General features: G+C 39.6%; 26 protein-coding genes. 6 read left to right on the top strand and 20 right to left on the bottom strand.

From position 1 onward, the window contains the following. Positions 1–105: 105 nt before the first annotated feature. Positions 106–435, bottom strand: coding sequence for a chaperone CsaA (gene csaA / locus KFZ56_RS03095; RefSeq protein ID WP_222640189.1), 330 nt, complete (start codon positions 433–435; stop codon positions 106–108). Between the two features lie 162 nt (positions 436–597). On the opposite strand from csaA, the gene moaC reads away from it, so the two are divergent. Beyond that, complete coding sequence (gene moaC / locus KFZ56_RS03090; RefSeq protein ID WP_222640188.1) at positions 598–1,107, top strand: cyclic pyranopterin monophosphate synthase MoaC; 510 nt, start codon at positions 598–600, stop codon at positions 1,105–1,107. Between the two features lie 133 nt (positions 1,108–1,240). Here moaC and tatA read toward each other — a convergent pair whose 3' ends face one another. The 3 genes from tatA to KFZ56_RS20160 form a co-directional block, all read right to left on the bottom strand. After that, positions 1,241–1,426 carry a twin-arginine translocase TatA/TatE family subunit gene (gene tatA / locus KFZ56_RS03085; RefSeq protein WP_222640187.1) on the bottom strand — a complete coding sequence of 62 codons (186 nt, stop codon included), beginning with the start codon at positions 1,424–1,426 and terminating at the stop codon, positions 1,241–1,243. A gap of 134 nt (positions 1,427–1,560) precedes the next feature. Next, on the bottom strand, positions 1,561–2,469 hold the full coding sequence (locus KFZ56_RS03080; RefSeq protein ID WP_222643876.1) for a 4Fe-4S binding protein: 909 nt from the start codon (positions 2,467–2,469) through the stop codon (positions 1,561–1,563). A gap of 489 nt (positions 2,470–2,958) precedes the next feature. Beyond that, complete coding sequence (locus KFZ56_RS20160) at positions 2,959–3,405, bottom strand: oxidoreductase (protein ID WP_446053747.1); 447 nt, start codon at positions 3,403–3,405, stop codon at positions 2,959–2,961. A gap of 367 nt (positions 3,406–3,772) precedes the next feature. Here KFZ56_RS20160 and KFZ56_RS03070 point away from each other — a divergent pair, with 367 nt between their 5' ends. The 3 genes from KFZ56_RS03070 (at position 3,773) to KFZ56_RS03060 (ending at position 5,988) form a co-directional block, all read left to right on the top strand. After that, positions 3,773–4,186 carry a MarR family winged helix-turn-helix transcriptional regulator gene (locus tag KFZ56_RS03070; RefSeq protein WP_222640186.1) on the top strand — a complete coding sequence of 138 codons (414 nt, stop codon included), beginning with the start codon at positions 3,773–3,775 and terminating at the stop codon, positions 4,184–4,186. Positions 4,187–4,379: 193 nt separating this feature from the next. After that, positions 4,380–5,312: an aldo/keto reductase gene (locus KFZ56_RS03065; RefSeq protein WP_222640185.1), complete on the top strand. Its 933-nt coding sequence runs from the start codon at positions 4,380–4,382 to the stop codon at positions 5,310–5,312. 109 nt (positions 5,313–5,421) lie between these two features. Continuing rightward, a complete protein-coding gene (locus KFZ56_RS03060; RefSeq protein WP_222640183.1) occupies positions 5,422–5,988 on the top strand; it encodes an NADPH-dependent FMN reductase in 567 nt (188 codons plus the stop codon). Between the two features lie 381 nt (positions 5,989–6,369). Here the strand turns inward: KFZ56_RS03060 and KFZ56_RS03055 are convergent, their stop codons facing one another. Then, positions 6,370–7,296: a S66 peptidase family protein gene (locus KFZ56_RS03055; protein ID WP_222640182.1), complete on the bottom strand. Its 927-nt coding sequence runs from the start codon at positions 7,294–7,296 to the stop codon at positions 6,370–6,372. A 214-nt stretch (positions 7,297–7,510) separates the two neighbouring features. Between KFZ56_RS03055 and KFZ56_RS03050 the strand changes: the two genes are divergently transcribed. Next, positions 7,511–8,224 carry a phosphatase PAP2 family protein gene (locus KFZ56_RS03050; RefSeq protein ID WP_222640181.1) on the top strand — a complete coding sequence of 238 codons (714 nt, stop codon included), beginning with the start codon at positions 7,511–7,513 and terminating at the stop codon, positions 8,222–8,224. 156 nt (positions 8,225–8,380) lie between these two features. Here KFZ56_RS03050 and KFZ56_RS03045 read toward each other — a convergent pair whose 3' ends face one another. Both KFZ56_RS03045 and mobA read right to left on the bottom strand, forming a co-directional pair. After that, a complete protein-coding gene (locus tag KFZ56_RS03045) occupies positions 8,381–8,914 on the bottom strand; it encodes a MogA/MoaB family molybdenum cofactor biosynthesis protein (RefSeq protein ID WP_222640180.1) in 534 nt (177 codons plus the stop codon). Between the two features lie 11 nt (positions 8,915–8,925). After that, entirely contained in the window at positions 8,926–9,507 is a 582-nt protein-coding gene (mobA, locus tag KFZ56_RS03040; protein ID WP_222640179.1) for a molybdenum cofactor guanylyltransferase, read from the bottom strand. Between the two features lie 163 nt (positions 9,508–9,670). Here mobA and KFZ56_RS03035 point away from each other — a divergent pair, with 163 nt between their 5' ends. Further along, positions 9,671–10,390 (top strand): Crp/Fnr family transcriptional regulator, encoded by a 720-nt coding sequence (locus KFZ56_RS03035; protein ID WP_222640178.1) that lies wholly within the window; start codon positions 9,671–9,673, stop codon positions 10,388–10,390. Between the two features lie 183 nt (positions 10,391–10,573). On the opposite strand, the gene mobB is transcribed toward KFZ56_RS03035, so the two are convergent. The 13 genes from mobB to KFZ56_RS02970 all read right to left on the bottom strand — a co-directional run bounded on the left by mobB (position 10,574) and on the right by KFZ56_RS02970 (position 23,019). After that, positions 10,574–11,089, bottom strand: coding sequence for a molybdopterin-guanine dinucleotide biosynthesis protein B (mobB, locus tag KFZ56_RS03030; RefSeq protein WP_222640176.1), 516 nt, complete (start codon positions 11,087–11,089; stop codon positions 10,574–10,576). A 4-nt stretch (positions 11,090–11,093) separates the two neighbouring features. Continuing rightward, the gene (gene moaD, locus KFZ56_RS03025; RefSeq protein ID WP_222640174.1) at positions 11,094–11,327 is read right to left on the bottom strand and encodes a molybdopterin converting factor subunit 1; all 234 of its coding nucleotides are present in this window, start codon (positions 11,325–11,327) and stop codon (positions 11,094–11,096) included. Next, complete coding sequence (locus tag KFZ56_RS03020) at positions 11,324–11,797, bottom strand: molybdenum cofactor biosynthesis protein MoaE (RefSeq protein WP_222640173.1); 474 nt, start codon at positions 11,795–11,797, stop codon at positions 11,324–11,326. Before KFZ56_RS03020 ends, moaD begins: the two co-directional genes overlap by 4 nt. After that, positions 11,790–13,097, bottom strand: a complete 1,308-nt coding sequence (locus tag KFZ56_RS03015; protein ID WP_222640172.1) for a molybdopterin molybdotransferase MoeA — start codon at positions 13,095–13,097, stop codon at positions 11,790–11,792. Before KFZ56_RS03015 ends, KFZ56_RS03020 begins: the two co-directional genes overlap by 8 nt. 12 nt (positions 13,098–13,109) lie before the next feature. Beyond that, positions 13,110–14,120, bottom strand: a complete 1,011-nt coding sequence (locus tag KFZ56_RS03010; protein ID WP_222640171.1) for a MoeB/ThiF family adenylyltransferase — start codon at positions 14,118–14,120, stop codon at positions 13,110–13,112. Positions 14,121–14,154: 34 nt separating this feature from the next. Next, positions 14,155–15,159 (bottom strand): GTP 3',8-cyclase MoaA, encoded by a 1,005-nt coding sequence (moaA, locus tag KFZ56_RS03005; protein WP_222643875.1) that lies wholly within the window; start codon positions 15,157–15,159, stop codon positions 14,155–14,157. Positions 15,160–15,555: 396 nt separating this feature from the next. After that, a complete protein-coding gene (gene fdhD, locus KFZ56_RS03000; RefSeq protein ID WP_222640170.1) occupies positions 15,556–16,380 on the bottom strand; it encodes a formate dehydrogenase accessory sulfurtransferase FdhD in 825 nt (274 codons plus the stop codon). Positions 16,381–16,555: 175 nt separating this feature from the next. Beyond that, on the bottom strand, positions 16,556–17,233 hold the full coding sequence (locus KFZ56_RS02995; RefSeq protein ID WP_222640169.1) for a formate dehydrogenase subunit gamma: 678 nt from the start codon (positions 17,231–17,233) through the stop codon (positions 16,556–16,558). After that, entirely contained in the window at positions 17,226–18,068 is an 843-nt protein-coding gene (locus KFZ56_RS02990; protein ID WP_222640168.1) for a 4Fe-4S dicluster domain-containing protein, read from the bottom strand. The genes KFZ56_RS02995 and KFZ56_RS02990 overlap by 8 nt, the downstream gene beginning before the upstream one ends. A gap of 3 nt (positions 18,069–18,071) precedes the next feature. Further along, positions 18,072–20,510, bottom strand: a complete 2,439-nt coding sequence (locus KFZ56_RS02985) for a molybdopterin-dependent oxidoreductase (RefSeq protein WP_222640166.1) — start codon at positions 20,508–20,510, stop codon at positions 18,072–18,074. Positions 20,511–20,558: 48 nt separating this feature from the next. Then, positions 20,559–21,143: a molybdopterin-dependent oxidoreductase gene (locus tag KFZ56_RS20195; RefSeq protein ID WP_222640165.1), complete on the bottom strand. Its 585-nt coding sequence runs from the start codon at positions 21,141–21,143 to the stop codon at positions 20,559–20,561. A 439-nt stretch (positions 21,144–21,582) separates the two neighbouring features. Beyond that, entirely contained in the window at positions 21,583–22,431 is an 849-nt protein-coding gene (locus KFZ56_RS02975) for a dimethyl sulfoxide reductase anchor subunit family protein (RefSeq protein ID WP_222640164.1), read from the bottom strand. Positions 22,432–22,443: 12 nt separating this feature from the next. Next, positions 22,444–23,019, bottom strand: coding sequence for a DMSO/selenate family reductase complex B subunit (locus KFZ56_RS02970; RefSeq protein WP_222640163.1), 576 nt, complete (start codon positions 23,017–23,019; stop codon positions 22,444–22,446). Positions 23,020–23,023 lie beyond the last annotated feature (4 nt).

The raw sequence follows: 23,023 nt of genomic DNA, 5'->3' as shown, positions 1-23,023 counted from the left end.
ATGGTAGCATATTTTCGGCTTTTTTTCATGCTCATCAAATCGAGGATATGTAAAATTAGAAGTGGTCGAAAATACTACATCATTGTATTTTCGACCTTTTACCCGTTATGAAATCGGTGTCCCGTTTTCAACCGGCTCATCCGGCCTTAATAACACCACATCATCTTCTCCGGGGATTCCTCCAATGACTAATACTTCTGATTTAAAGCCCGCGATGCGCCTTGCCGGAAAGTTTACGACTCCAACGACTTGACGGCCAATAAGGTCACCCGGCTCATATCTTTTGGTGATTTGAGCAGAAGACTGCTTCACCCCTATCTCACCAAAATCAATCTCCAATTTTATAGCCGGCTTTCGTGCTTCCGGGAAGGCCTCTGCACTAACAACAGTACCTATTCGAATGTCCAACGTTGAAAAATCTTCCATGGTTGCCATAAATGTTACCTCCATTTTTGTAATTACTATACGATATAAGAAGAAAAAAGCAAAATATTTTAATTACTACCCTTATATTAACATGCGTATTGAATTCCCATCTTCCCTGCATTAAACTAGTAATAGAGTTTTTGACATCACGCTTGAAAGCAGGTGAACAGGTTGACAGATTTCACACATTTTAACGAGCAAGCTAGAGCAAAAATGGTTGATATTACAGATAAAAAGGAAAGTTCTCGAAAGGCCATTGCCCATTCCAGTGTACAAATGGATCAAAATGTATATGACAATATTGTAGAGCAAAAGAATAAAAAGGGAGATGTATTAGCAGTAGCTCAGGTCGCCGGCATCATGGGAGCAAAACAAACATCATCCATCATACCAATGTGCCATCCTATACCCATTAGCGGTGTCGACCTTTCGTTTGAATGGCAACCGTTGGAAACAGACATGTATGAACTAGGCATTACCGCCGAAGTAAAAACAATCGGAAATACCGGAGTGGAAATGGAAGCATTAACCGCTGCATCCGCTGCTGCATTAACAGTTTATGATATGTGTAAAGCCATCGATAAAGCAATGATCATTGGACAAACCTACCTCCAAGAAAAAAGCGGCGGAAAAAGTGGAGATTTTAAGCGGGACGGGGGGACAGGTTCCTTGTCCCAGTAAAAAATAGTGTATGCAAGTACTTCCATATAATATCTATTATTGCCTAATTCATTTTCACCACAAAAACAAAGCGGTACGAACAGCGTTTATTTCCCTGCTCGTACCGTTTATCAACCATACTGTATACGTGGTCTTATTTTTCTGTTTCGTCTTCATCTTTTTTCTTACCATCCGACATCAAATCATTCGTCGCATTCTTGAATTCTTTCAATGTTGACCCTGCGGCTTTACCAATTTCCGGAAGCTTAGCCGGTCCAAAAATGATCAGTGCCAATACCAAAATTAAAATCAACCCCGGGACGCCAATATTGGATAACATAAAAAGCCCACCCTCCAAATTTTATAGTAAATCAGTGCGAAATTCTTCATGTACATGAGTAAAATCCTTTAAAAACATATCGCAATTTTCTTTGCTATTCCATCATCTTGGTATTGTCCAGTGTTGCTTGCAAGCTATACCAATGCATATTCATCTTTTTTCATACAGAAAAAACATTGACGTTGTTCTTCACGAAGTGTTCCAAACGTTTCTCCACAAGAAGAGCATACATTGGTGTAAATCTGGTGATCCACAGTTGAAGCTGGTGAAATCATCTGTTTAATAGAAATAGCCCCCTCTGGACAAATATCCTGGCATAAGGAACAATTTGAGCACTGTCCGGCAGAAATAGAAAAATGACTTTCAGAGATCTCTAAACTATTTTTTTTACATAATATCTGACAGGCCTTACATAAGGTGCATTTATCTGTATCCAAGGAAATGTTGACAAACTGATGATCCGGGTAATATTTCGATAGATCTAACCGTTCATGATTGAAACGCCATTTGGCTGGAGCCATATTTTTCCCTATTTTTTCTAGATCTTTTTCCCACTTGAAAAACAATTCCCTTCGTGATAGTTTGGCTTCATTGGAAGGACCAACTTGCTCAAAGTTCACTTGAAAAGGAGGTTCTCCAAGTTTCTCCAACACTTGATTGGCCTTATTTATCGTTTCTTCCCACGTTGGATTCATGTGTAATTTTTCACAAACGATGGTCGTGATCCCCTCTTTATAATAAATAAGCAATTCTTTCACAGTAGGAATGCTGCCTTCATCCATGATGAATGTTTTATTTTTAATTGTCCGTTTCGGCAGGAAACCTTCTACCGCTTGAACGGGGCAGCTTGCTACACAGTACCCACACTCTATACAGCTGTCTTCATGGATAACTGGTTTCCCATCTACCAATGATATTGCTTCGGTAGGGCAACTATCCATACACTCCCTGCAAGTAGAACGGGGGCTTTGATATCGGGAACAATGTGGCAAAATGGCGTATTTGTAATCTAGACTTTCCAGCCAATTACTAAATAGTTTCATCGGTATCATGGCACTAAACCTCGTATACTACCCATTCGGCAGAATTCATCATATAACGTTTTCCCTGAGTTCCACATTTTACGTGCACCTCTCTTTTTAAACTTGATTTACGAAAAGCTTCCTCCAAGTGAGTGGAGGGGATTCATCATCAAGTTTCCTTCCAACGCGTTAAAATATCACCACCCCTCCCTTATTTTAACAGGGCCTTCCACTCTTTCCTGTTCTTATTTTTAGTATAAACAAGAAAAGTCAGGAAGAAAGTAACTTTCATCACACCATTAAAAGAATTCACACATCTGTTGAAATAATGTCAGAAAAAAGCCATATCTCGGTACAAACTAAGATAATATTGAGTTAAGAAGGCTCCGAATAAGAAACCTTCTTATTTTATTCCTCTTGCATATTGAAAAGGTGGATGTACTTGATGAGTTAAACCCTTCTCTGCATGCAAACTCCAATAAGGGTCATGAAGCATACCTCTTGCAATGGCTACAAGATCTGCATCTCCATTTCAATGGTTGCTTCTGCTAATTCCGGGCTGCTTAATTTACCAACAGCGATAACTGGAAGTTCTAATTGTTTTTTAAACGCTTTTGCAAAAGGCACCTGGTAACCCGGTGTATTTTGTGGTTTACGTTCTCCTGGAGGCCCTTCTCCGCCACTCGAAACGTGAAATACATCTACACCAGCTTTTTTAAAACGTTTTGCCATATCAATAGAGTGCGATACGTCATAGCCCCCATCGATATACTCAATAGCAGACATTCGCATGATTAGTGGCATATCTGTGGGCATTACACACTTAACCGCTTTTATAACTTCTTCTCCTAAAAGTGCGAGGTCTTGGCCATACTCATCGATTCGGTTGTTGATACTTGGTGACATAAACTGATGCAAGAGATAACCGTGAGCACCGTGTAATTCAATGGTATCCAAAGCCTGCCTTGATCGCTCGCTCAGCAGCGTATTTAAATTGCTGTACGGTTTCTTTCACTTCTTGATTTGTTAACTGCTCTTGGAGGTTTAAGTTCCCCATTCATGATTTCCTCCGGTAACACACCTACAGGGATATCGGAGGCTCCTACGGGGTGTTTTGCATCTTCTGCTTTTCGGCCTGCATGAGCAATAAGGAAAATTTGTAAAATATCCTTCTTTCCACAACGCTTAATGGCTCAATAGAGTTGAATATGTTGCATTCACCTTATGTTCATTCCTCCAAACAAAAAACATTTGTGTGCACATGCATATAATATAAACGTATGATATAATGATGTCAATAATAACGTTGGAAAGGATTATGATGATGAATGACAATGAGTTGTTTAACGCTTGGATTAGTCTCACAAAATATCATGACCGTTTACTGAAGGCAATGGATTATACACTTCAATCTCAATTTCAACTAGGAATTAAGGAATTTTATCTTATGTACCACTTGGCACAATCAGAACAAAAAAAGATGCGTTTATCAGAGTTAGTTCCCAAAGTAGGACTTAGTCATAGTGCTTTATCACGCTTAGTCACAAGATTAGAACAATATCGCGGCGAGTCGTTAGTTGAACGCCAAAAAGATACAAATGATAAACGATCTGTTGATATCATTCTTATAAACAAAGGAGAACAAATTATTCAAGAAATGCAATCGTTGATTAGTGCAAGTTTGCAGAAACAAATGAGTAAGAAAGATATACAAAATATCAAAAGGCTGGTTGAATAAGGCGACTGATACTGATTTATCATATTCAACTATATGTACAATCTCATTTACGTAAATAAACAGACTCAGTGATTTCATTTCACCACATCTATCCGATGTATGACTTGACTTTATTAGCTTTTGCGTTTAATGTGTATGCACACGCATATGTTTAGAATTGATATACAAATTTTAATTGATAAGGAGTATTTTCATGACTTATACAGTAGAACTTGGCAAATCAGGTCTAGAAATTAATCCGATTGGAATAGGCACAAATGCTATTGGCGGTCACAATATTTATCCAAATCTTGATGAAGAAGCGAATAAGCAATTATTGAAAAATGCCATAGACAAAGGAATAAACTTTATAGACACTGCCTTTTATTATGGATTCGGTCGATCTGAAGAGTTAATCGGTCAAGTAGTGAAGGAGCTTGATAATCGAGAACATTTGATTATTGCAACGAAAGCTGCACATAGGGAAGTTGATGGCGAATATGTTTTGGATAATAGTCCAGCATTCTTAAGAAAAGCAGTTGATGATGCTTTAGAAAGGCTGCAAACAACTTACGTCGACTTGTTCTATCTGCATTATCCAGATGAAGATACGCCGAAAGATGAAGCAATTGCTGCACTAAAGGAACTTAAAAAAGAAGGTAAAATAAAAGCCATTGGTGTTTCCAATTTTTCTCTTGAACAGTTAAAAGAAGCAAATAAGAATGGTGGTGTAGATGTGTTTCAAGGACAGTACAACCTTCTACATCGTGAAGCAGAAGAAGCGCTTTTCCCCTATTTAGAAGAAAATGACATCACTTTCATCCCTTACTTCCCACTGGCAAGTGGTTTGTTGGCAGGAAAATACAGCGAACAGGATACGTTTAATGACTTAAGAGCTAATTTGAAAGATTTTCAAGGAGAAAACTTTAAAGAAAATTTAGCTAAAGTTGATGAATTACGACCTATCGCTGAAAAACATGATGTGGATATAGCAAATGTTGTTCTTGCCTTCTATTTAAATAACCCTGTTATTAGTTCCATTATTCCAGGTGCCAAGCGTCCTGAACAGCTTGATTCTAACCTTAAAACATTGGAATTAACATTAACTGAGGTGGACATCGAAAAAATCAATGCTGTTTTCAAGTAAATTGGATCATTTATTAGTAAGATTGTTAATATGTAGAAGAAATAAGGCAGACAATCATATACAGCCAAGATATTCTTATTTTTAATAACAAGTGGGAGTGTGTTAAAAAATGACAAAAATCGCAGTGTTAGTAGGATCATTACGAAAAGAATCTTTCTCCAGGAAAATCGCGGAAAATGTAATGGAATTATTTCCGGATCCATTTGAGACAGAAATTATTCCGATTGGTGATTTGCCGTTATACAATCAAGACTTTGATGATGATGGTAATCCGCCTCATCAATGGACAACCTTCCGAGAAAAAATAAAAGAATTTGATGCTGTTTTATTTGTAACGCCGGAGTATAACCGTTCTGTTCCCGGTGTGTTGAAAAACGCCATTGATATTGGTTCCCGCCCTAAAGTGGATAGTGTTTGGAATGATAAACCAGCAGCAATTATCAGTAATTCACCCAGAAATTTGAGTGGCTTTGGTGCCAATCATCATTTACGACAGTCACTTGTGTTTTTTAATATGCCTATCGTTCAGCAGCCAGAAGCTTATTTAGCGAATGTTGCTACACTATTGGATGATAATGGAAAAATCAATAATAACGACACTGTTCAATTTCTCCAGTCTGTCGTAGATGCTTTTGTAGACTTAATAACGACATTTAAAGCAAATGAACGCAACTAACCTAAAACACGGCGAGTTATGAGCCGATGGTGACTTTCACCCCAAGGGTATAAGTGCGACTAAGCCTCTGGCAGAGCCAATCGGCAAGTCTTCTTTATCGTAATGGAGAAGTGTGAAGTTTGGGACTGCGCGGATGCTCGTCCCACCAAAAGACTTGGGACTGCTGGGCGCTGGAGCCGGATGTGGCCACTTTTGGAAATCAAGTTAGCCACAAGCAAATAATTTCCTAGGCAATCAAGAAGAGAGCTGGAAACTATTTTTACGTTCGATGATAAACGCGCGCAGCAGTGTATCTCCTAAATGCATAGCAAGGAGCATAAATCTTAATAAGGTTCGCTTTTATGTTCGGAGGAGCGAAAGGCGGATAATCCTCTATTTTATTCAGGGGGAGCGCACCGTAGATTCCATTACAGTCAAGGTATTATTCATTGTATCAAGATTAACGGTCGCACCGATTGGGATTGCCGCCTTATAAGTTCCATGCGCTGTAGCAACATTTGTCATCAGTGGCTTACCTAGTGGAACAAGAAAATCATTGATTAAATCTTCGTACGTCACCCCATATGAAGCTGGGCATTCTGTACATTCTCCCATCACAATGCCAATACAATCCTGAAATTTACCAGCTAATTTGAGAGCATTCAAATACCGATAGACTGTATTGATTGGTTCATGGGTCTCCTCCAGTAATAGTATTTTCCCACTGGTATCAATTTCATAAGGTGTCCCAAGTATATCTACGAATGATGTGATATTCCCGCCAACAATAGGTCCGGTTACATTTCCGCTAACTCTACTGACTTGCGGTATCCAAGGGGGATTTTCAATTTGTCTTTGGGATGTCAATACAGAAGTTGCTTCAAAAAATTGATCATAATTATAACTTGGTGTACTTAGGGAAAAATCAATCAGCATCAGGCTTTGAAATGTGATAAGGTCTGCATATTGAGCCAAAACATTTAACAAGACAGTTATGTCACTATATCCACTTATCAGTTTAGGATGCTCTTGAATAAAAGAATAATCAAGATAGGGAAGAATGCCAGCGACGCCGACACCACCTCTAGTTGGTAAAATTAGCTTCACACGATCATCGGAAAACATAGTCATCAAATCAGAGGCGCGTTCCTGATCTGTCCCGGCAAGAAAGCCATCCGCTGCATAGACGTGTTCACCAAGCACAACCTCAAACCCCAATTCCTTTAGTGTCTGGATTCGATTATTGATGACATCAGCAGAAAGTGGACTGCCCAAGGTTACAATGCCTACCGTATCTCCAGGCTGAAGAATAGAGGGCTTTATCGCCATCACGTGCACCTCCCAAAATAAATAAAGATCAAATTTATATTATTCATGGGCGATGAAAGTGTGCTTATTTGATAACACGAAAATAGGAACTATTATCTCCAACTGTAAATTCCCCCTATGTTTAACCTTATTAACATGTTATTATAAAATAGTTCTTAGCTAGCGTTTCTGAAAGTAACATTCATCTTCCATGACAGAAAGAGGTAAAGATAAATTGAAACCAAAAAAACTATCTCCATTCCCCTTGTTTATAATAGGGATACTAGCTCTCGTATTATTTGGCATCATTGCCTGGGGGATGCATGTTGAAATTGGCTGGATTGTTGCCTTTGATTTAACATGGATTGAACGTATTCAGTCTTTCATATCAGAAGGAAGAACATCCTTGATCATGAGAATAACAGAATTAGGTAATGTTAGGCTCATCATCGTATTAACCATTCTTCTCGTGATCGTCCTGTTTTTCAAACGTAAATATGCAGAAGGACTTTGGTTAGGTGGTACGATACTCTTTTGTGCAGCGATAGCAACAAAAATTCTAAAAGTGACATTTGACAGGGACCGACCGGATATCCTGCAGTTGATTAGCAAAACAAATGAAAGCTTTCCCAGTGGGCATGCCACTGCTACAACTATTTTCTACGGGCTCATCGGATTGGTAATCGTCCTTGCTACGTCCGCACTTTGGAAAAAATGTATTGTTAGCTTTATTACACTGGCATGGATCATCTTTATCTTAGTCAGCAGGGTTTATCTAGGTGTTCATTTCCCAACAGATGTCATTGGAGGATTCTTATTCGGGATGGCCTCCATTTTTATATCAATTGCTGTCTATCTGGTAGCACTGGACCCACTCCGAGAACTCCTTGGAAAACTAAAATTAAATGATCAAAGCGAGACCTTTACTCGTCGTTTAAAGCAGCACTAAAAGACCGGAAACTTGCACTAGGAACAATTCGTAGATTCGTAGACTTAGATGAAAAAAACCTCTCTGTGCTTAAGAGGGGTTTTGTCTTTGGCAAAGATAAACTGGAATATTCCCCGTTAGTGTGCCGTAAATTACTTTTGATTGACCTAACGTATTTTATGAATTTCTATTCTCTTCATCCCTAATAGGTAAATCTTTATTTACCTCTGCAACCGTATGCCCAAGTTCGGGAAGAATAAGTCTCTCCATGGCCAGCTTAACCGCTCCTGATGAACCAGGAGTGGAGAAAATAATGCGATTATTGGCCACGCCACAAATGGCACGCGAGAGCATGCTAGCTGTTCCAATATCGAATTGATAGCTCAGGTAACGAAACAATTCACCAAAACCCGGCAATTCTTTATCCAATAACGGCTGGATGGATTCGATCGTCACATCCCGGTAAGAAATTCCCGTTCCTCCATTTACAATTACTGCTTCAATTGTTGGATCCGTTATCGCCTTTTCGATGGTGTCTCTAATACTCGCTCTCTCATCAGAGATAACCTCGTACATGTTAACCTTATGATCCACGGCAGAAAGTAGCTCCATAATAATCTTCCCGCTTTTATCCGTTTCCTTATTTCGCGTATCACTGACAGTTATCACTGCACAACTTACGGGAGAATGCTTCTGATGATCATGGGCCATATGATTCCCTCCTATAAAAATGTTTGATAGTCTGATTGGTGATTTATATTAATAAAAGCTTTTTCACTATTCAGTCGTATGTAGCTTACCTTACACTTTTTCAGTAACGGCTCAACAGCTCGTTTTCCATTATCCAATTGACTTTTGATGACGTCCTTTAACGAATGATGAAAAACGGAAACAAGTGGCTGCAATTTTCCGGCGACAACGGGAATAACGGCATCCACGTCTTCTGTGTCAATGGAATGAACAAGCTTTTCTATCACCTGGCTTTCCATAAAAGGCACGTCAACTGGTAGGACCATATACCAGTTGGCATTACAAGTTTCCATTGCGGTGTAAATACCAGCAAGCGGGCCCTGCCCTCGGTAATTTTCAAGGTCATTGACAACTGGAATGTTTTCATCTTCTTTATCAAACAAATGATGCAGTTTAGGGTTTGTTACAATAAGCATCGAATTTACAAACGGCTTCAATACCGCCATTGAATAGTAATAGAACGGAACGCCATCTTTTTCAGCGAATGCCTTTGGTGAACCAAATCGCCTTGACATTCCACCAGCTAGAATGACGCCCTGTATTTTTCGTGTCATTTCTAAGCCCCTTTTCCATTATTTTATCTCAAAAGTCACAATTTCGTTATTTTCAAGTTTACCATTAAAGTGCCTCAAGTGATATAATTAACATATAGAAAGTAGTTGAACAGATTCTTATTCGTTCGATAACGATTCTCCTAAAATGAAAGGGGTTATTTCCATGCAAGCAAGTCTAGTAGCAAAAAACCGTCATGAAGAATTACTATCCAATGAACTGCATGCCTTATTAGACTCTATCGGTACAACGAAAAAAATGTACAAAGATAGCTATCTTTTTCAGCAGGAAATGGATGCTCACGAAATTTATTTGATAAAATCTGGATTGATACAAATTGGCAAGCTTGGTGAAGATGGAAAGATGTTAACCTTACGAATTTGCAATAACAATGACATTGTAGGCGAACTGACTCTATTCAGGGATAATGCAACCTACTTACAAAACGCAAAAGTATTAGAATCGGGTGAAGTGCTGGCCATCGATAAAGAAAAATTAGAAAAAGAACTGATGCAAAACAGTGCGCTTGCCTTTGAATTTATGAAATGGGTAAGCAACCAAATGAGAAAATTCCAATACAAAATTAGAGATTTGCTCCTAAACGGCAAAAAAGGCGCTCTCTATTCAACGCTCATTCGTCTATCAAACAGTTACGGTATCAAACAAGATAATGGCGTTCTTATCGATTTGCCCTTAACCAACCAGGAGCTGGCAGCATTTTGTGCCGCCACTCGTGAAAGTGCTAACCGGATGCTGGTTAACCTTAGAAAACAAGATGTTATTACCATGAAAAAATCCGGGAAAATTTTGATCAAGGATATGCAATTTTTGCGAGATGAAATTGGTTGTGAACAATGCCCGATTGAGATCTGCAATATTGAATAGGTTGATAGAGAAGCTGACGAAAGTGTTTTTAACAAATAAAATACCGACTATATTGCCGCCGCTTTGGAAATATACTCCACACACTTGAGGAAGGCTGGTGGTTGCCTTTATGCTCGTTATGCTGCAAGTGATTTCACGGCGAATCAAACCTTGCAAAAAAGATTGCTTACGCGCTACAAGGGCTCACGGATGCCTTTCCTCCCACTGAAGTTTACATATATTTATTACTTGCTCCACCAATGCGTCCATCTCTGAGATTGTAAAGATGGGGTAGGAATAGCTTTCCTGTTTTAATTCCAATGAGGTTAGCACTGCCTTTATATTTGTCACCTTGTCTAATAAATGAAGATCTTCTTCCGTTCGTATTAAAACGACCTTTGGATAACGTTGACGCTTAAAGCCTTCCATGATTACTACTTCGATATCCATCAACGTATAGATAGCCAGCATTTGGTCGATGTCCCAGGGCTGTTGCCTGGAAATTTGAAATAAACCGTCCCCTTCCACACCTGATAAAACAGCCCCGGATCGTTTATGCTTTTCGCTATCTGTTTCCTCTATACCTAAGGGAACACCGCCGTGCCCATGGTGTTTCAAAGATGCTACTCTAACTCCTTGATTTGCAAGTGTTTCAATAAAGGTGTTTGCAAGCGTCGTTTTACCACTATTTTTATACCCGACAATTTGGATAATTTCCATCTATTTATCCACCACTTACAGGGGGAATAAATGCGACCGTATCACCGGCCTTTATCATGTCATTATTCAGGGCGTACTCTTCATTGATTGCAGTCATCACAGAATTCAACTGCGTTAGATTATACTTTTCCATTAAACGCTCTTTTAGCTCAGTAACAGTGGCCTGTTCCAGTTCGAGCTCAAGTCGATTCTGACCAATAACTTCTTGTAACTGGGCAAATAATAAAATGGTTATCATTTTTTAACACCCTCCATAGTTGGTTTTCCTTCTGGGTAAGGTACATTTTCCAATTGATCTCCAATCCACTTTTCCCCGTCTTCCCAATGCTCCTTTTTCCAAATCGGTACGATCTGTTTAATCCGTTCAATGGCGTATTCATTCGCTTCATAAGACGCTTTTCGATGCGGAGAAGAAACGGCAATAGCAACCGCGACATCGGAAATGTTTAACTGACCTATACGGTGTGTAATCGCAATTTCTGTATCCGGCCAATTTGTTTGAACTTCTTCCCCGATTTTTGCCAACATTTTAACTGCCATAGGAACATACGCCTCATATGCTAAATAGATCGTTCTTTTCCCTTTTGTCCACTCTCTCACAGTCCCCATAAACGTTGTTATAGCACCAGCTTCTCGTCGCTCTACCTTTTTTATCAGATTTTCTACTTGAATCGGATCTTCTGTGATTTCAAAACGTACATCAGCCATAGTTCAGGCTCCTTTTCTTATCTCCATCATTGAAGAAAGCATCTAACGTTGTTCCCTCCTGATCTTCCAGCAAAATAACGTTAACTTCATCGCCTGTCTCAAATCCCCTTGTTCCACCAGGTAAGACAATGAGGATATTTGTTTTCCCTAACGAGGACACAACATTTGATTTATCCAATCCAACCGGTGTAGCAATCAGCTTTCCTTCGTTGTACGTTAAATGTCCCCGCACAAAGCGATCAAACGGATTCGGCTTTGGAAAATCAGCACCCAGTATTGCAGTTTCCTTTTTCGATGCCGGATTAAATGAATGCAAGTATGAACGAATAATCGGCCTTGTAAAAAGTTCAAATCCAACATAGCATGCGGAAGGATTTCCGGATAGACCAAATAATAGTTTACCTTCTTTCTCGGCAACGGTTGTGACACTACCTGGACGCATACCTACTTTATTAAACAACACATGCGCATGCAGTTGTTCATAAATAGCCGGAAGGTAATCGTAATCACCAACGGAAACTCCGCCCGTCGTAATTAAACAATCCACTTCTTTAAGCGCATCGGTTACCTGTTTAAAACAGGTGTCAAAATCATCACTGAATTGTCCCACATAAATGGGTTCTCCACCAGCGCGTTCAACTTGCGCATAGACCATGTATGCATTACTATTTCTAATTTTTCCTGGTTGTATTGCTTCATCAACTTCTAATAATTCACTGCCTGTCGCAATAATACCGACTTTCGGTTTTTTACCGACAGGAACGTTCCTATAACCAAATGTTGCCAGTAATGCAACAACCCCTGGAGTAATGTATGTGCCTTTATATGCAAGAACCTCTCCCTGCTTGGTATCTTCACCTGTAAATGAAACATTATCGCCTGCTTGAAATCTGCGTTTGATTTGAATCATCTTTTTTCCGTCTCTATCCATTTCCTTAACGGATTCGAACATCACAACAGCATCGCATTCCTCAGGCATCTGGGCACCTGTCATAATTCGTACGGCCTGCATCTCGCCAACGGACCCGTCAAAAACACTTCCAGCTCCAATTTCACCAACCACTTCTACGAAAATAGGATTGTTGCTGGCAGCTACTTCTGTATCTTTTGCGCGAATCGCAAATCCATCATAGGGCGACCGGTCAAAAGGAGGCACATGATGATCCGCAACTAAATCCTCAGCAAGAAAATTCCCATAGCTTTCCTCAATAGGCACATGCCAAACACTGCCTTCTTCTCGATATTCCATCACACGTGAGATTGCTTCATCTACTTTAATTGGTTTTCGCCGTTCAACCATAATTGTTCTCTCCTATCCTACCAATTGATAATAGACACTTTTGGCTTTTTCGACCGAATTCGTCCCATGAATCAATGCTCTGCCATCTTGGAAAAATACAATTCGACAGGAACGATATTCCATCGATAGTAAAAAATCATTTGTCTTTATTGGAGCAATTTTTTGCAGGCGATTTGCCAAATCATCCAAATGAATTTCCCGGTTTGGCCGAATTTGCACGGTATTTCTACCACAAAGGACTTCCATCTTTGTTTGCGCTCCGTAGGTTAAATACTTGTAGCTTGGCTCAGCACCGCAAGTCGGACATGCTTCCTTCTTTGCTCGTTCCACATTAATTGTTTGATAGTGATTGTTCCAAAGATCAAACGTGACAAGCTTGGTTCTTAGCGCATGCTCATCTTCCACCAACAATTTTAATGCTTCTGTCGATTGATGTGCCACAACCATTTGCACTGCTGGAGAAATAATCCCAACAGAATCGCAAGTAGCGCCAGACACTGGTATCGTATCCAGCAGGCACTGAAGACAAGGCGTTTCTTTAGGCAAAATCGTGTAACTCATCCCCATACTACTAACACAGGAACCGAATATCCAGGGTATGGCCAACTTTTGCAGCAGGTCATTCATCAAGAAACGAATATCAAAATTGTCGGTCGCGTCAATCACCAGATCAACATCTTTTAAAAGCGGTTCTAATGACTGGCTTGTCGCGTCCATGATATGCGTTTCAATCTCTACGCTTGAATTAATAGCTGTTAATCGTTTTTTTGCGGCAATTACTTTTGGCATTTGATCGATTGCATCTTTTTCTGTAAATAACTGCTGTCTCTGCAGATTGCTAAATTCTACATAATCACGATCAATGATCGTAAGTTTCCCAATACCGGCACGCACTAAGGTTTCAGCATTCGGAGACCCTAAAGCACCACAGCCGATAATGAGAACATGTTTCTGGCCAATTTTATTTTGACCTGCTTCACCGATTGGTTTAAAAAGCGTTTGACGAGAATATCGATCTTTCATTACCTCTTATCCTCTCCGAAAAAAATAGTAACAACTAGCCTCCAATATAGGACATCTCTATCTTTTTCCTGTTTTTCGCTGTTTCTTCCGTTCGTTCATCGGAGTAACGATCGCTTCGCTTTTTCCATGTTGGCACAATAGTAGCCTTAATATCCTCGTCGCTGGCACCGGATCTGAGAATATCCTTCAAATCAAATCCATCCGCGGCAAACAAACAGGTATAAAGCTTCCCATCTGCGGCAATTCTCGCACGTGTACATGTGGAACAAAATGACTCCGATACCGATGTAATAAAACCTACTTCCGTATTCGTACCCTTGTAACGATAACGTTTTGCCACTTCCCCTACATAGGCAGGATCTACTGGTTCTAATTGGAAATGCTTAGAAAGCTCTTGAAACAATTCCTTTTTTGTAATAACCTTAGTAAAATCCCAGCCATTCGTCTGGCCAACATCCATAAATTCGATATATCGTAATGTCATTCCCTGCTTTTTAAAGTATTTAGCCATCGGAATAACTTCCTGATCATTCATCCCTTTTTTTACGACCATATTCACTTTTACTTCCAGTCCAACATCACGAGCCTTCTTCATTCCTTTTAAAACGCGTTCTGTTTTTACACTACTGTCATTAATCGACTGGAACAAGGTGTTATCTAACGCATCCAAGCTGACATTCACCCGCTTCAACCCGGCATCTTTTAATTTCTGTGCCTGACTCGCCAGGAGCGACGCATTTGTGGTCAGTCCAATATCCTCCAGCCCATCAATGGAAGCTAATTTTTCAATCAAAACCGGCAAATCCTTTCGCATTAAGGGTTCCCCGCCGGTTAAGCGGATTTTTTTGACCCCCAGTTGGACAAAGATTTTCCCAAGCCGTTCAATCTCCTCAAAATTTAACAGATGATCTTTCGGCATAAATGGATAATCCTTGCCGAATATTTCCCTTGGCATACAATACGTACATCTAAAATTACAACGGTCTGTCACTGAAATCCGCAGATCTTGCAGTGGACGACCTAATTTGTCAGTTAACATAGACACGGAATAATCTCTCCTATTAATATGTCATACTTTCATTCTAGCAAAACTCATGATGAAAAACTGTTAAAAAGGTCACACTTTTTCAAGTGCGATGGTCATTCATGCGTCTTTAGCCTACACCTATATACGAGATGTTCTTTGGCTCAATGGAAGCGCAAGGTGGATGGTATTTTCCTCACCGTTCAAATGGATAAAATAGGGAGTTTGACCACAAAGCTTTAAAAAGCTTTAACAGCATCTCCCTACTATCTTTATTATAACTGATTTGGATGAATAACAAAAATTCTTAAAAAAGAAATTCCGGAGCTGCGATTACTCGTATCACCGAATAGCCTTCTACCTACATCAACACTAGTATGTCCTGAATGGCCATTTCACTATATGCCTGGTTTAATCTCCAACTGTGCTGATGTTATGATAAGGATTCGCTTCTATAATTCTTTCCTGATGCGTATAGACATTCATTTTGTTATTACGCACAAATCCTACTGTCGTAATTCCTAAATCATCTGCTAATTTAAGTCCGAGATCGGTTGGCGCTGACTTAGACAGAAGGATTCCAATGCCAATTTTAGATACTTTTAAGAGCACCTCAGAAGAGATTCTTCCACTAAAGATGATGACTTTATCTTTTAGAGGCCTTTGATTTTTTAAAATATCTCCATAAATTTTATCAAGCGCATTATGCCTCCCGATATCGGTACGCATCGTCACTATTTCATCAACGCTGCCGAGAGCTGCATTATGCACCCCACCAGTTTCCTTAAATTGTATCGATTTTTCTTGAAGTTGATCCATAAGTGAATAACATTGATCGACTGTAATCTCGAGCCTGCTTCGGACTGTTTTAGCAGTCTTCACATCACTTTGAAAGTAAAATTGCCGGCTTTTCCCACAGCAGGAACCGATAAACCGTTTGGAACTGTCGTTCTGAACAATGGTAAGCGGCTTTTTTAACTCGACATGTGCAAAGCCCAGTGCTTCATCGATGGAAAGGGATGTAATATCATTGTAAAAGCGAATAACTCCTTCTGATGCAAGAAAGCCAACGAGTAGGTCTTCTAAATCTGTTGTTGAGCAAACAATCGTCGCAAACTCTTGACCATTCAGCATTACTGTAAGAGGGGATTCAGTAGCGATGACTTCATCTTCTAGAAACGGTGTATTCCCATCAAACCGGACAATTTCCCATTCCTTGTGAATTGTTTTATTCATTCTCTTTCACCTTCATTCTTTGTTAGCTCATTTCCATTTCAGATCTTCTCATGTTTTCTTTATAAAGTTGGCAGGTATATGTTTCAATCACCCTGCCATAAGTTTGTGACCCTTAGGCAGGGTGATTCACATATGAATCGCTATATTCGCTTCATGTTTTCCCAATAGCTTGTGTTCAGATAACTTCCTTATTTTCTTGTTTTTTCTTTTCTTCTTCATCTTTGACTTCGTTATACCATAGTTCGTGATGATGTTTGGCAAACCCTCTATCCATATAGCCTGTTGTCATTGCATTGAAGGAAGTACGCTCATCTGGATGAAATGCAACCAAATAAACGTGAACAAAGAAGAACAGTGTTAATAAAACAGCTGAAACATCATGAATAAACAGCATAATCAACCCAACTGTTGGCGAGAACCAGCTGAACCATAGAAAGAAACCAGAAACCACTAACAAAACACCAAATACAACAGCAAATAAGTAAAATAATTTTTGACCTGTATTGTATTTTTGTTGAGGAGGCATGTCACCCCCTCCAACGAAATAATGTTTTGGTGCTGCTTTCAACCAGCCAAAGTCACTTTTATCCCATTTAAATGCTCTTAGAAAACCAAACCTTTTTTTAGAAAAGATAAAGTAAAGAATTGGAGCTAGAACAAAGATGACTCCACCAATTCGATGAACAAGTCTGATCACAAACCCAACTTCATTAACTAATAGACTTGATGTCCCTTCAAAAAAGACAGCATATCCTGTAAGCATAGCTAATATAAATCCTACTGCTACTGTCCAGTGCATAATCATATCGACACGATTATATCTTTTTACTAAACTTTTTCGCTTTTTACTCATCTTTTTCACCGCCATCTTTCGGCTGATCTTCTTGTGTCTCTTCGTTGCCGAATGCTGATGAGGAAATAATAAAGTTAGTCAACAATCCAACTGCCGTTGCTCCCATAAATAATTGCGTTGCTGGTTTCAGAACATCTTGACGAAAACCAACTAAATCATTTGTCTCGGGTTGTGCAGGTAATCCAAATGTTTCAGGTTTTTCTGTTAAGACATAGATGTAGTGTGTACCACCCATCTCTTTATCTCCATACACATTCGCTTCTGGGTATCTGTCTTTAATTTGTTCTACACGTTCATGCGCTTTTTCCACCGCACCATCCCACGTATCAAATTCCAATGCATTTGTCGGGCAAGTCTGGACACAAGCAGGAAGTTCGCCGTTTGTTACTCTATCCTGGCAAAAATCACATTTATTCATGCGCTTGTTTCCTGTAAGTGCATCTGTTTCAAATCGTGGACTATCAAATGGACAAACTTTGGAGCAATAAGTACATCCAATGCATTTATCGTTTTCAAGTCCAACAAATCCATCTTCATGTGTAAATAGCGCCCCTGAAGGACAAACTTCTACACACGGCGCATCGGTACAGTGCATACATTGATCTTTCCAAATTAACCAGTCCATGGTATCTGTCGTTTCGTCATATTTCTCTAAAAACCTCATCAACATTGGCGTGTTTTCAGAACGGTCAGCTGGGTTTTGATACGTTCCTGATACCTTTTCAAATTCCGTAGCAGGAAGGTCATGCCATTCCTTACAGGCTATCTGACAAGCTTTACATCCGATACAAAGAGATATATCAACCAAAATAGCTTTATCATTTGTCTTAGCCATGAATTACATACCTCCCTTTGTCACATTACATGCACATGCCTTATATTCCGGTGTACCTGTATTTGGGTCATAACCTGAATTCGTCACACTATTAATCGACTCACCTGTTACTAACCCTTTGAAACCCCAACCCCATGGTACGCCGATAACTTCAACATCTCTACCATCTATCTTCAAGGTTTGCATACGATCTGTAACCATAGCCTCAATAGTAATCTCACCTCGAGCAGTTGAAATCACAACCGAATCCCCAGATTCTACACCAATTTCTTTCGCAAGGCTTTTACTTATTTCCGCAAAATTAGATGGCATCAATTCATTTAATTGCGGTGTGTTTCGTGTTACCCCACCGGATAGGAATTGCTCTGTTACCATATAGGTCGTCAATACATGTGGGTAATCTTTGCCTTCCCCATACTTTTGAAACTCAGGTAACTCCACCGGAGCTGCTGTCGGATTAGATTGTTGGCTGAACATTGGATTCTTAACAGGAGATTCTAACGGCTCATAGTGAGCAGGCAACGGCCCATCCCCAATTCCACCTTCATTACTGATAGGTGCTACCTTAAATACATTCGGATCATATCCGGATTCAAGTTTTAATTCAGGTGCGTCTTGTTGGGGCATTGTAAATACTCCACGAAATAGCGCTCCTTTTCCTTCACCAGTTGAAAATACTTTACTTCCTTCTGGCGTATCTGGAGCTTTGTCTTTATCAGCTATGTGCAAGACATCAGGCCCCTCCCAACTACTTCCATTCCAAGAAACAATGCCTCGATCTTTATCACGAGGTTTTCCGTCTTTATCAACAGAACCTCGGTTCCAAAGAACACGGGAATTCCCCGGCCATGCAAATGTCCAATTCGGGTGAACACCAAGACCACTTGGATCTGCATTATCACGGCGTAAAGAATGATTCCCTTCCTCGGTAATAACTCCTGTGTACAGACCACCGACGCCGGAAGATACTGTTCCAGGTTCCCGGCTCTGAATTTGCGAACTGGAGTCCAGCAGTTTACTAGTTTTGAGATCATAGCCGTTCATTTCTTTAAGAACAGCTTCCATATCAATCCCATGACTCATCATTGGATAATCCCAAGTTGAGGAAAGAACACCCTCATCTTTTGAATCGTTGCTGTTTGCCAAACGCTTTTTAAGTCTCATCATAATCTCATAAAGAATATCAGCATCCGGCATTGATTCACCCACCGTAGGGATAACCGCCTCTTTTCCTTGAATCCAACGGCTGGAGTTTGTCATGGTTCCGTCTTTTTCAAAGGTACTCGCTGCTGGTAATAGAAGTACTTCCGTTTTGATATCCTTGGAATTAAAATCGGGATGCTGCCAGAATGAGCTCGTCTCTGTTTCAAAAATCTCAGAAACTACCAGTAGATCTAACTTACTTAATCCTTCCAAGGCCATTTCTAAGGTAGGCGTACTGACTACCGGATTTTGTCCGAAGATAAAACCCATCTTGAACGCATCTTGATTCAACTTTTCAAAAATAGGTACATAGGTAGCAGATGATAATGTTGAGTCGCGTTTTGGCAAGTAATGATAACCAAATTCATTTTCTGGTGTTGCATTATCACCAAACCAAGCTTTTAATAAAGATATCATTTGCTTACCTAAGGTTGTTCCAACAGATTGGATATAATCATTCAATGTTGGATTTGCATCCGTCGGTATTGGGATATAACCAGGTAAAATATGAGCCATGCAAGCCAGATCTGTTGTTCCTTGAACATTTGGCTCACCTCGGTTTGCATTAATTCCGCCTCCGGGCATTCCCATGTTACCGAGTAACAGTTGGATCATGGCATACATCCTTATTCCTTGTGTACCCATTGATTTTTGGGTCATACCAAGTGCGTATAAAATAGTTCCCGGACGCTTATCAACAAATGTCTCAGCAATAAGTTGCAGTTTTTCAGCTGGTATTCCAGTAATTTCGCTACCTTTTTCAAACGTATAATCTTGAAAATGCTCTTTCAATTTCATGAGGACACAATCCGGATCCGTTAAAGAATCTGCAACTAATGGCAACCCATCTGAATCCAATTGATACGTCCAGCTGTCTTTATCATAGGAGCCGTTTTCGTTGTAACCTGAAAATATTCCATCATGGAAATGAAAATCCGGATTTACTTTATACAACGCGTTCGTATGTTCACGCAGATATGTTTCATCATATAAATCGTTATCCACAATATATTTGATAATCGCACTTAAATATCCAATGTCTGTACCCGGACGGATAGGTGCATAAATATCAGCGACTTTTGCTGTACGGTTGAACCGGGGATCAACTACAATCAATGTTGCGCCGCGTTTCTGCGCTTCAAGTACCCAACGCATCGCCAGCGGATGGCATTCCGCTGTATTATTACCTGCTATTAGAATAACTTCCGCATTTTTCATATCCGGAAAATTATTTGTCATGGCACCACTGCCAAATGAAGGGGCTAAACTAGCCACCGTTGGCGCGTGTCATATCTCAGCCTGGTGAGAATAATTATGAACTCCTAACGTACGGTTAAACTTCGTATAAAGATATGCTTCTTCGTTATCTATTTCAGCACTCCCAAGACTAAATATACCGTCTAACCGATTGACTGTGACATCTTCTCCATCAATATTATCGGTTTTTGTGAATGTTTCATCACGTACTTCTACTACCTTATCTACAATTTTATCAAAAGCATCATCCCATGAGATGGGCTCCCATTCATCACTTCCGGGCTTCCTAACCAGTGGATGCGTTAATCTTGAATCTGAGTTAGGTATTTCTTTCATAGAACGTCCTTTTGGACATAATGCCCCCTCATTAATCGGGTGATCTTTAAATCCCTCTGTCGAAATTACTTTGCCATCCTTCACCTTAATGTCAAGACCACAACCTACAGAGCAAAAGTGACAAAGGCCATAAGCTGATGCTGCACCTGCTGTCATTAATGGAAAAGCCTGCTTTCCATCAAGTGTATTCGCTTGTACGGTTGTCTTATCAGCCAGCGCCGCAGCTGCAACAGAAGCTGCTGTGAACTTCATGAAACTTCGCCGTGTTAATTTTGGCATGACACCGCCTCCATTCTTTCCAAAATTTTCCCTAAACTTGAATCATCTGAATTATAATGCCCTAAGAGATGCATTTTCATTTACCTTGTCTCGGAAACATACTTTCTACATTTGTGTAAATAGATGAAGTACATTCCCAGTTAATATATTTTGAATGTGTATCCCTTAGCTAATTACATTATAACATTTTTAGGACTTTCAGACGGTATAAATGTGAACATTTTTTAAATTTTTAGACATTTACACTACCGACATAGTGTAAACCTGAATAAACGGGAAAATCGATGGCGTACAATATAAATGAAATGCTAAAAATGAAGAAACAGAGCGGATTTTATAAGTATAGATAAGGCATTTTTATCTACCAACATAAAAAAGTTCCGGTTCAACGAGCAAACCGGAACTTCGTTTTGATTGTTATAATGTTTTTAAAATAATGCTATGCCCCTAATACATAAAACACATAACGACTCATACCTTCAGACATGACAAATATTAGTAATGCAATAAAAGAAAGGTTAACCAAATACTTTTTATTGGATGATAGCACCAAATATCCCAGCAAGGCTATACCCAAAACGGATATTACCCATCGGGAAGCAATCATACCTTGATAACTCGACAGGACCCCTGCTGTTGCAGTGCTTTCGATAATACTTGTCTCTACCATTGTTGCCGGGAATAAGGCAATGCCAATCGCATGAAATCCAATCCCTACTAACACGGTAATTAACGCTATCTTTAAAAATTGCTTTGCTTCCAATTCCATTTTTTGTTTATATAGCGTTGGTATCAGTAGAGCTACAGCAAGTACAGCTCCTAATATGAAAGTCGTTCCGTAAAATGACAGAAACGTATGAATAGAGTTCCAAGGTCCGATTAAAGAATTGGAATAAATTGCTGCCATGCAATAAACATCAACAAATCCTACCAATGTCGCAACAAGTAACAGCCAGGATGAAATCTTTTTACGATAAAGTGCCCAAGCGGCATTGACACAAGCTAAACCAATAAATAATCCCGTTACTAAAATTTCCCGGCTCATCCATGAAGAACCTATGTTTCTCAGCGTATTCATCGCATTCATTGGAGATCCGAGGTGAGCAAAAGAAGCACCCAATCCTACTAAAGATAATAAAGCAATGACGATTAACGGAATTTTAAACAGATGAAACATATTCAGCGTTTCCTTATTCCTATTTCTCAGCTGGAAAAACCATAGCATAAAGATACCGCCAATAGCTGCTTGCATCGTTATGGTGAAAATTAATAATGGCCATTCGTGCATGGGTATCCCTCCTTATTTACTTGCATCTTTATGTGCATTAATCACAAGATTTGGTTTCGTAATAGATGAACTTGGAAGTCCTCTTACATCTGCTGTATCTCCATATTTTTCACGTAACTCTTCAATAGGACCAAATTCAATCGCGCGCATTGGACAGGCAGCAACACAGGCTGGCTCTTCCCCTGCTTCACGGAGATCTAGACATGTGTCACATTTTGTCATCTTCCCTAATTCCTCATTATATTGTGGTGCTCCATACGGACAGTTCCATTCACAATATCTACATCCAACACACTTATCATGGTCGATGACAACAACGCCATCTTCTTCTCGTTTATACATCGCAGTTGTTGGACAATTCTCCATACATTTTGGCTCATCACAATGGTTACATGATATAGAAGTAAAAAATGTTTGTACGTTTTGCGTGATTCCTTGATTACTCTTTCCATAACCACCTTCTGTGTGTTCATACACGCGCCGGAAATTAATACCAACATCTAAGTCATTTTTATCCTTACATGCTACTACACAGGCGTTACATCCAGTACATAATTGACTATTTATATAAAAGCCCATTTGAACCATTTTT

Origin of the sequence: Virgibacillus sp. NKC19-3 (assembly GCF_019837165.1) — a bacterium.
GTDB lineage: Bacteria > Bacillota > Bacilli > Bacillales > Amphibacillaceae > Virgibacillus_L > Virgibacillus_L saliphilus.
The sequence above is the reverse complement of the archived record's forward strand: the minus strand, read 5'-3'. Positions and strand labels throughout refer to the sequence as shown.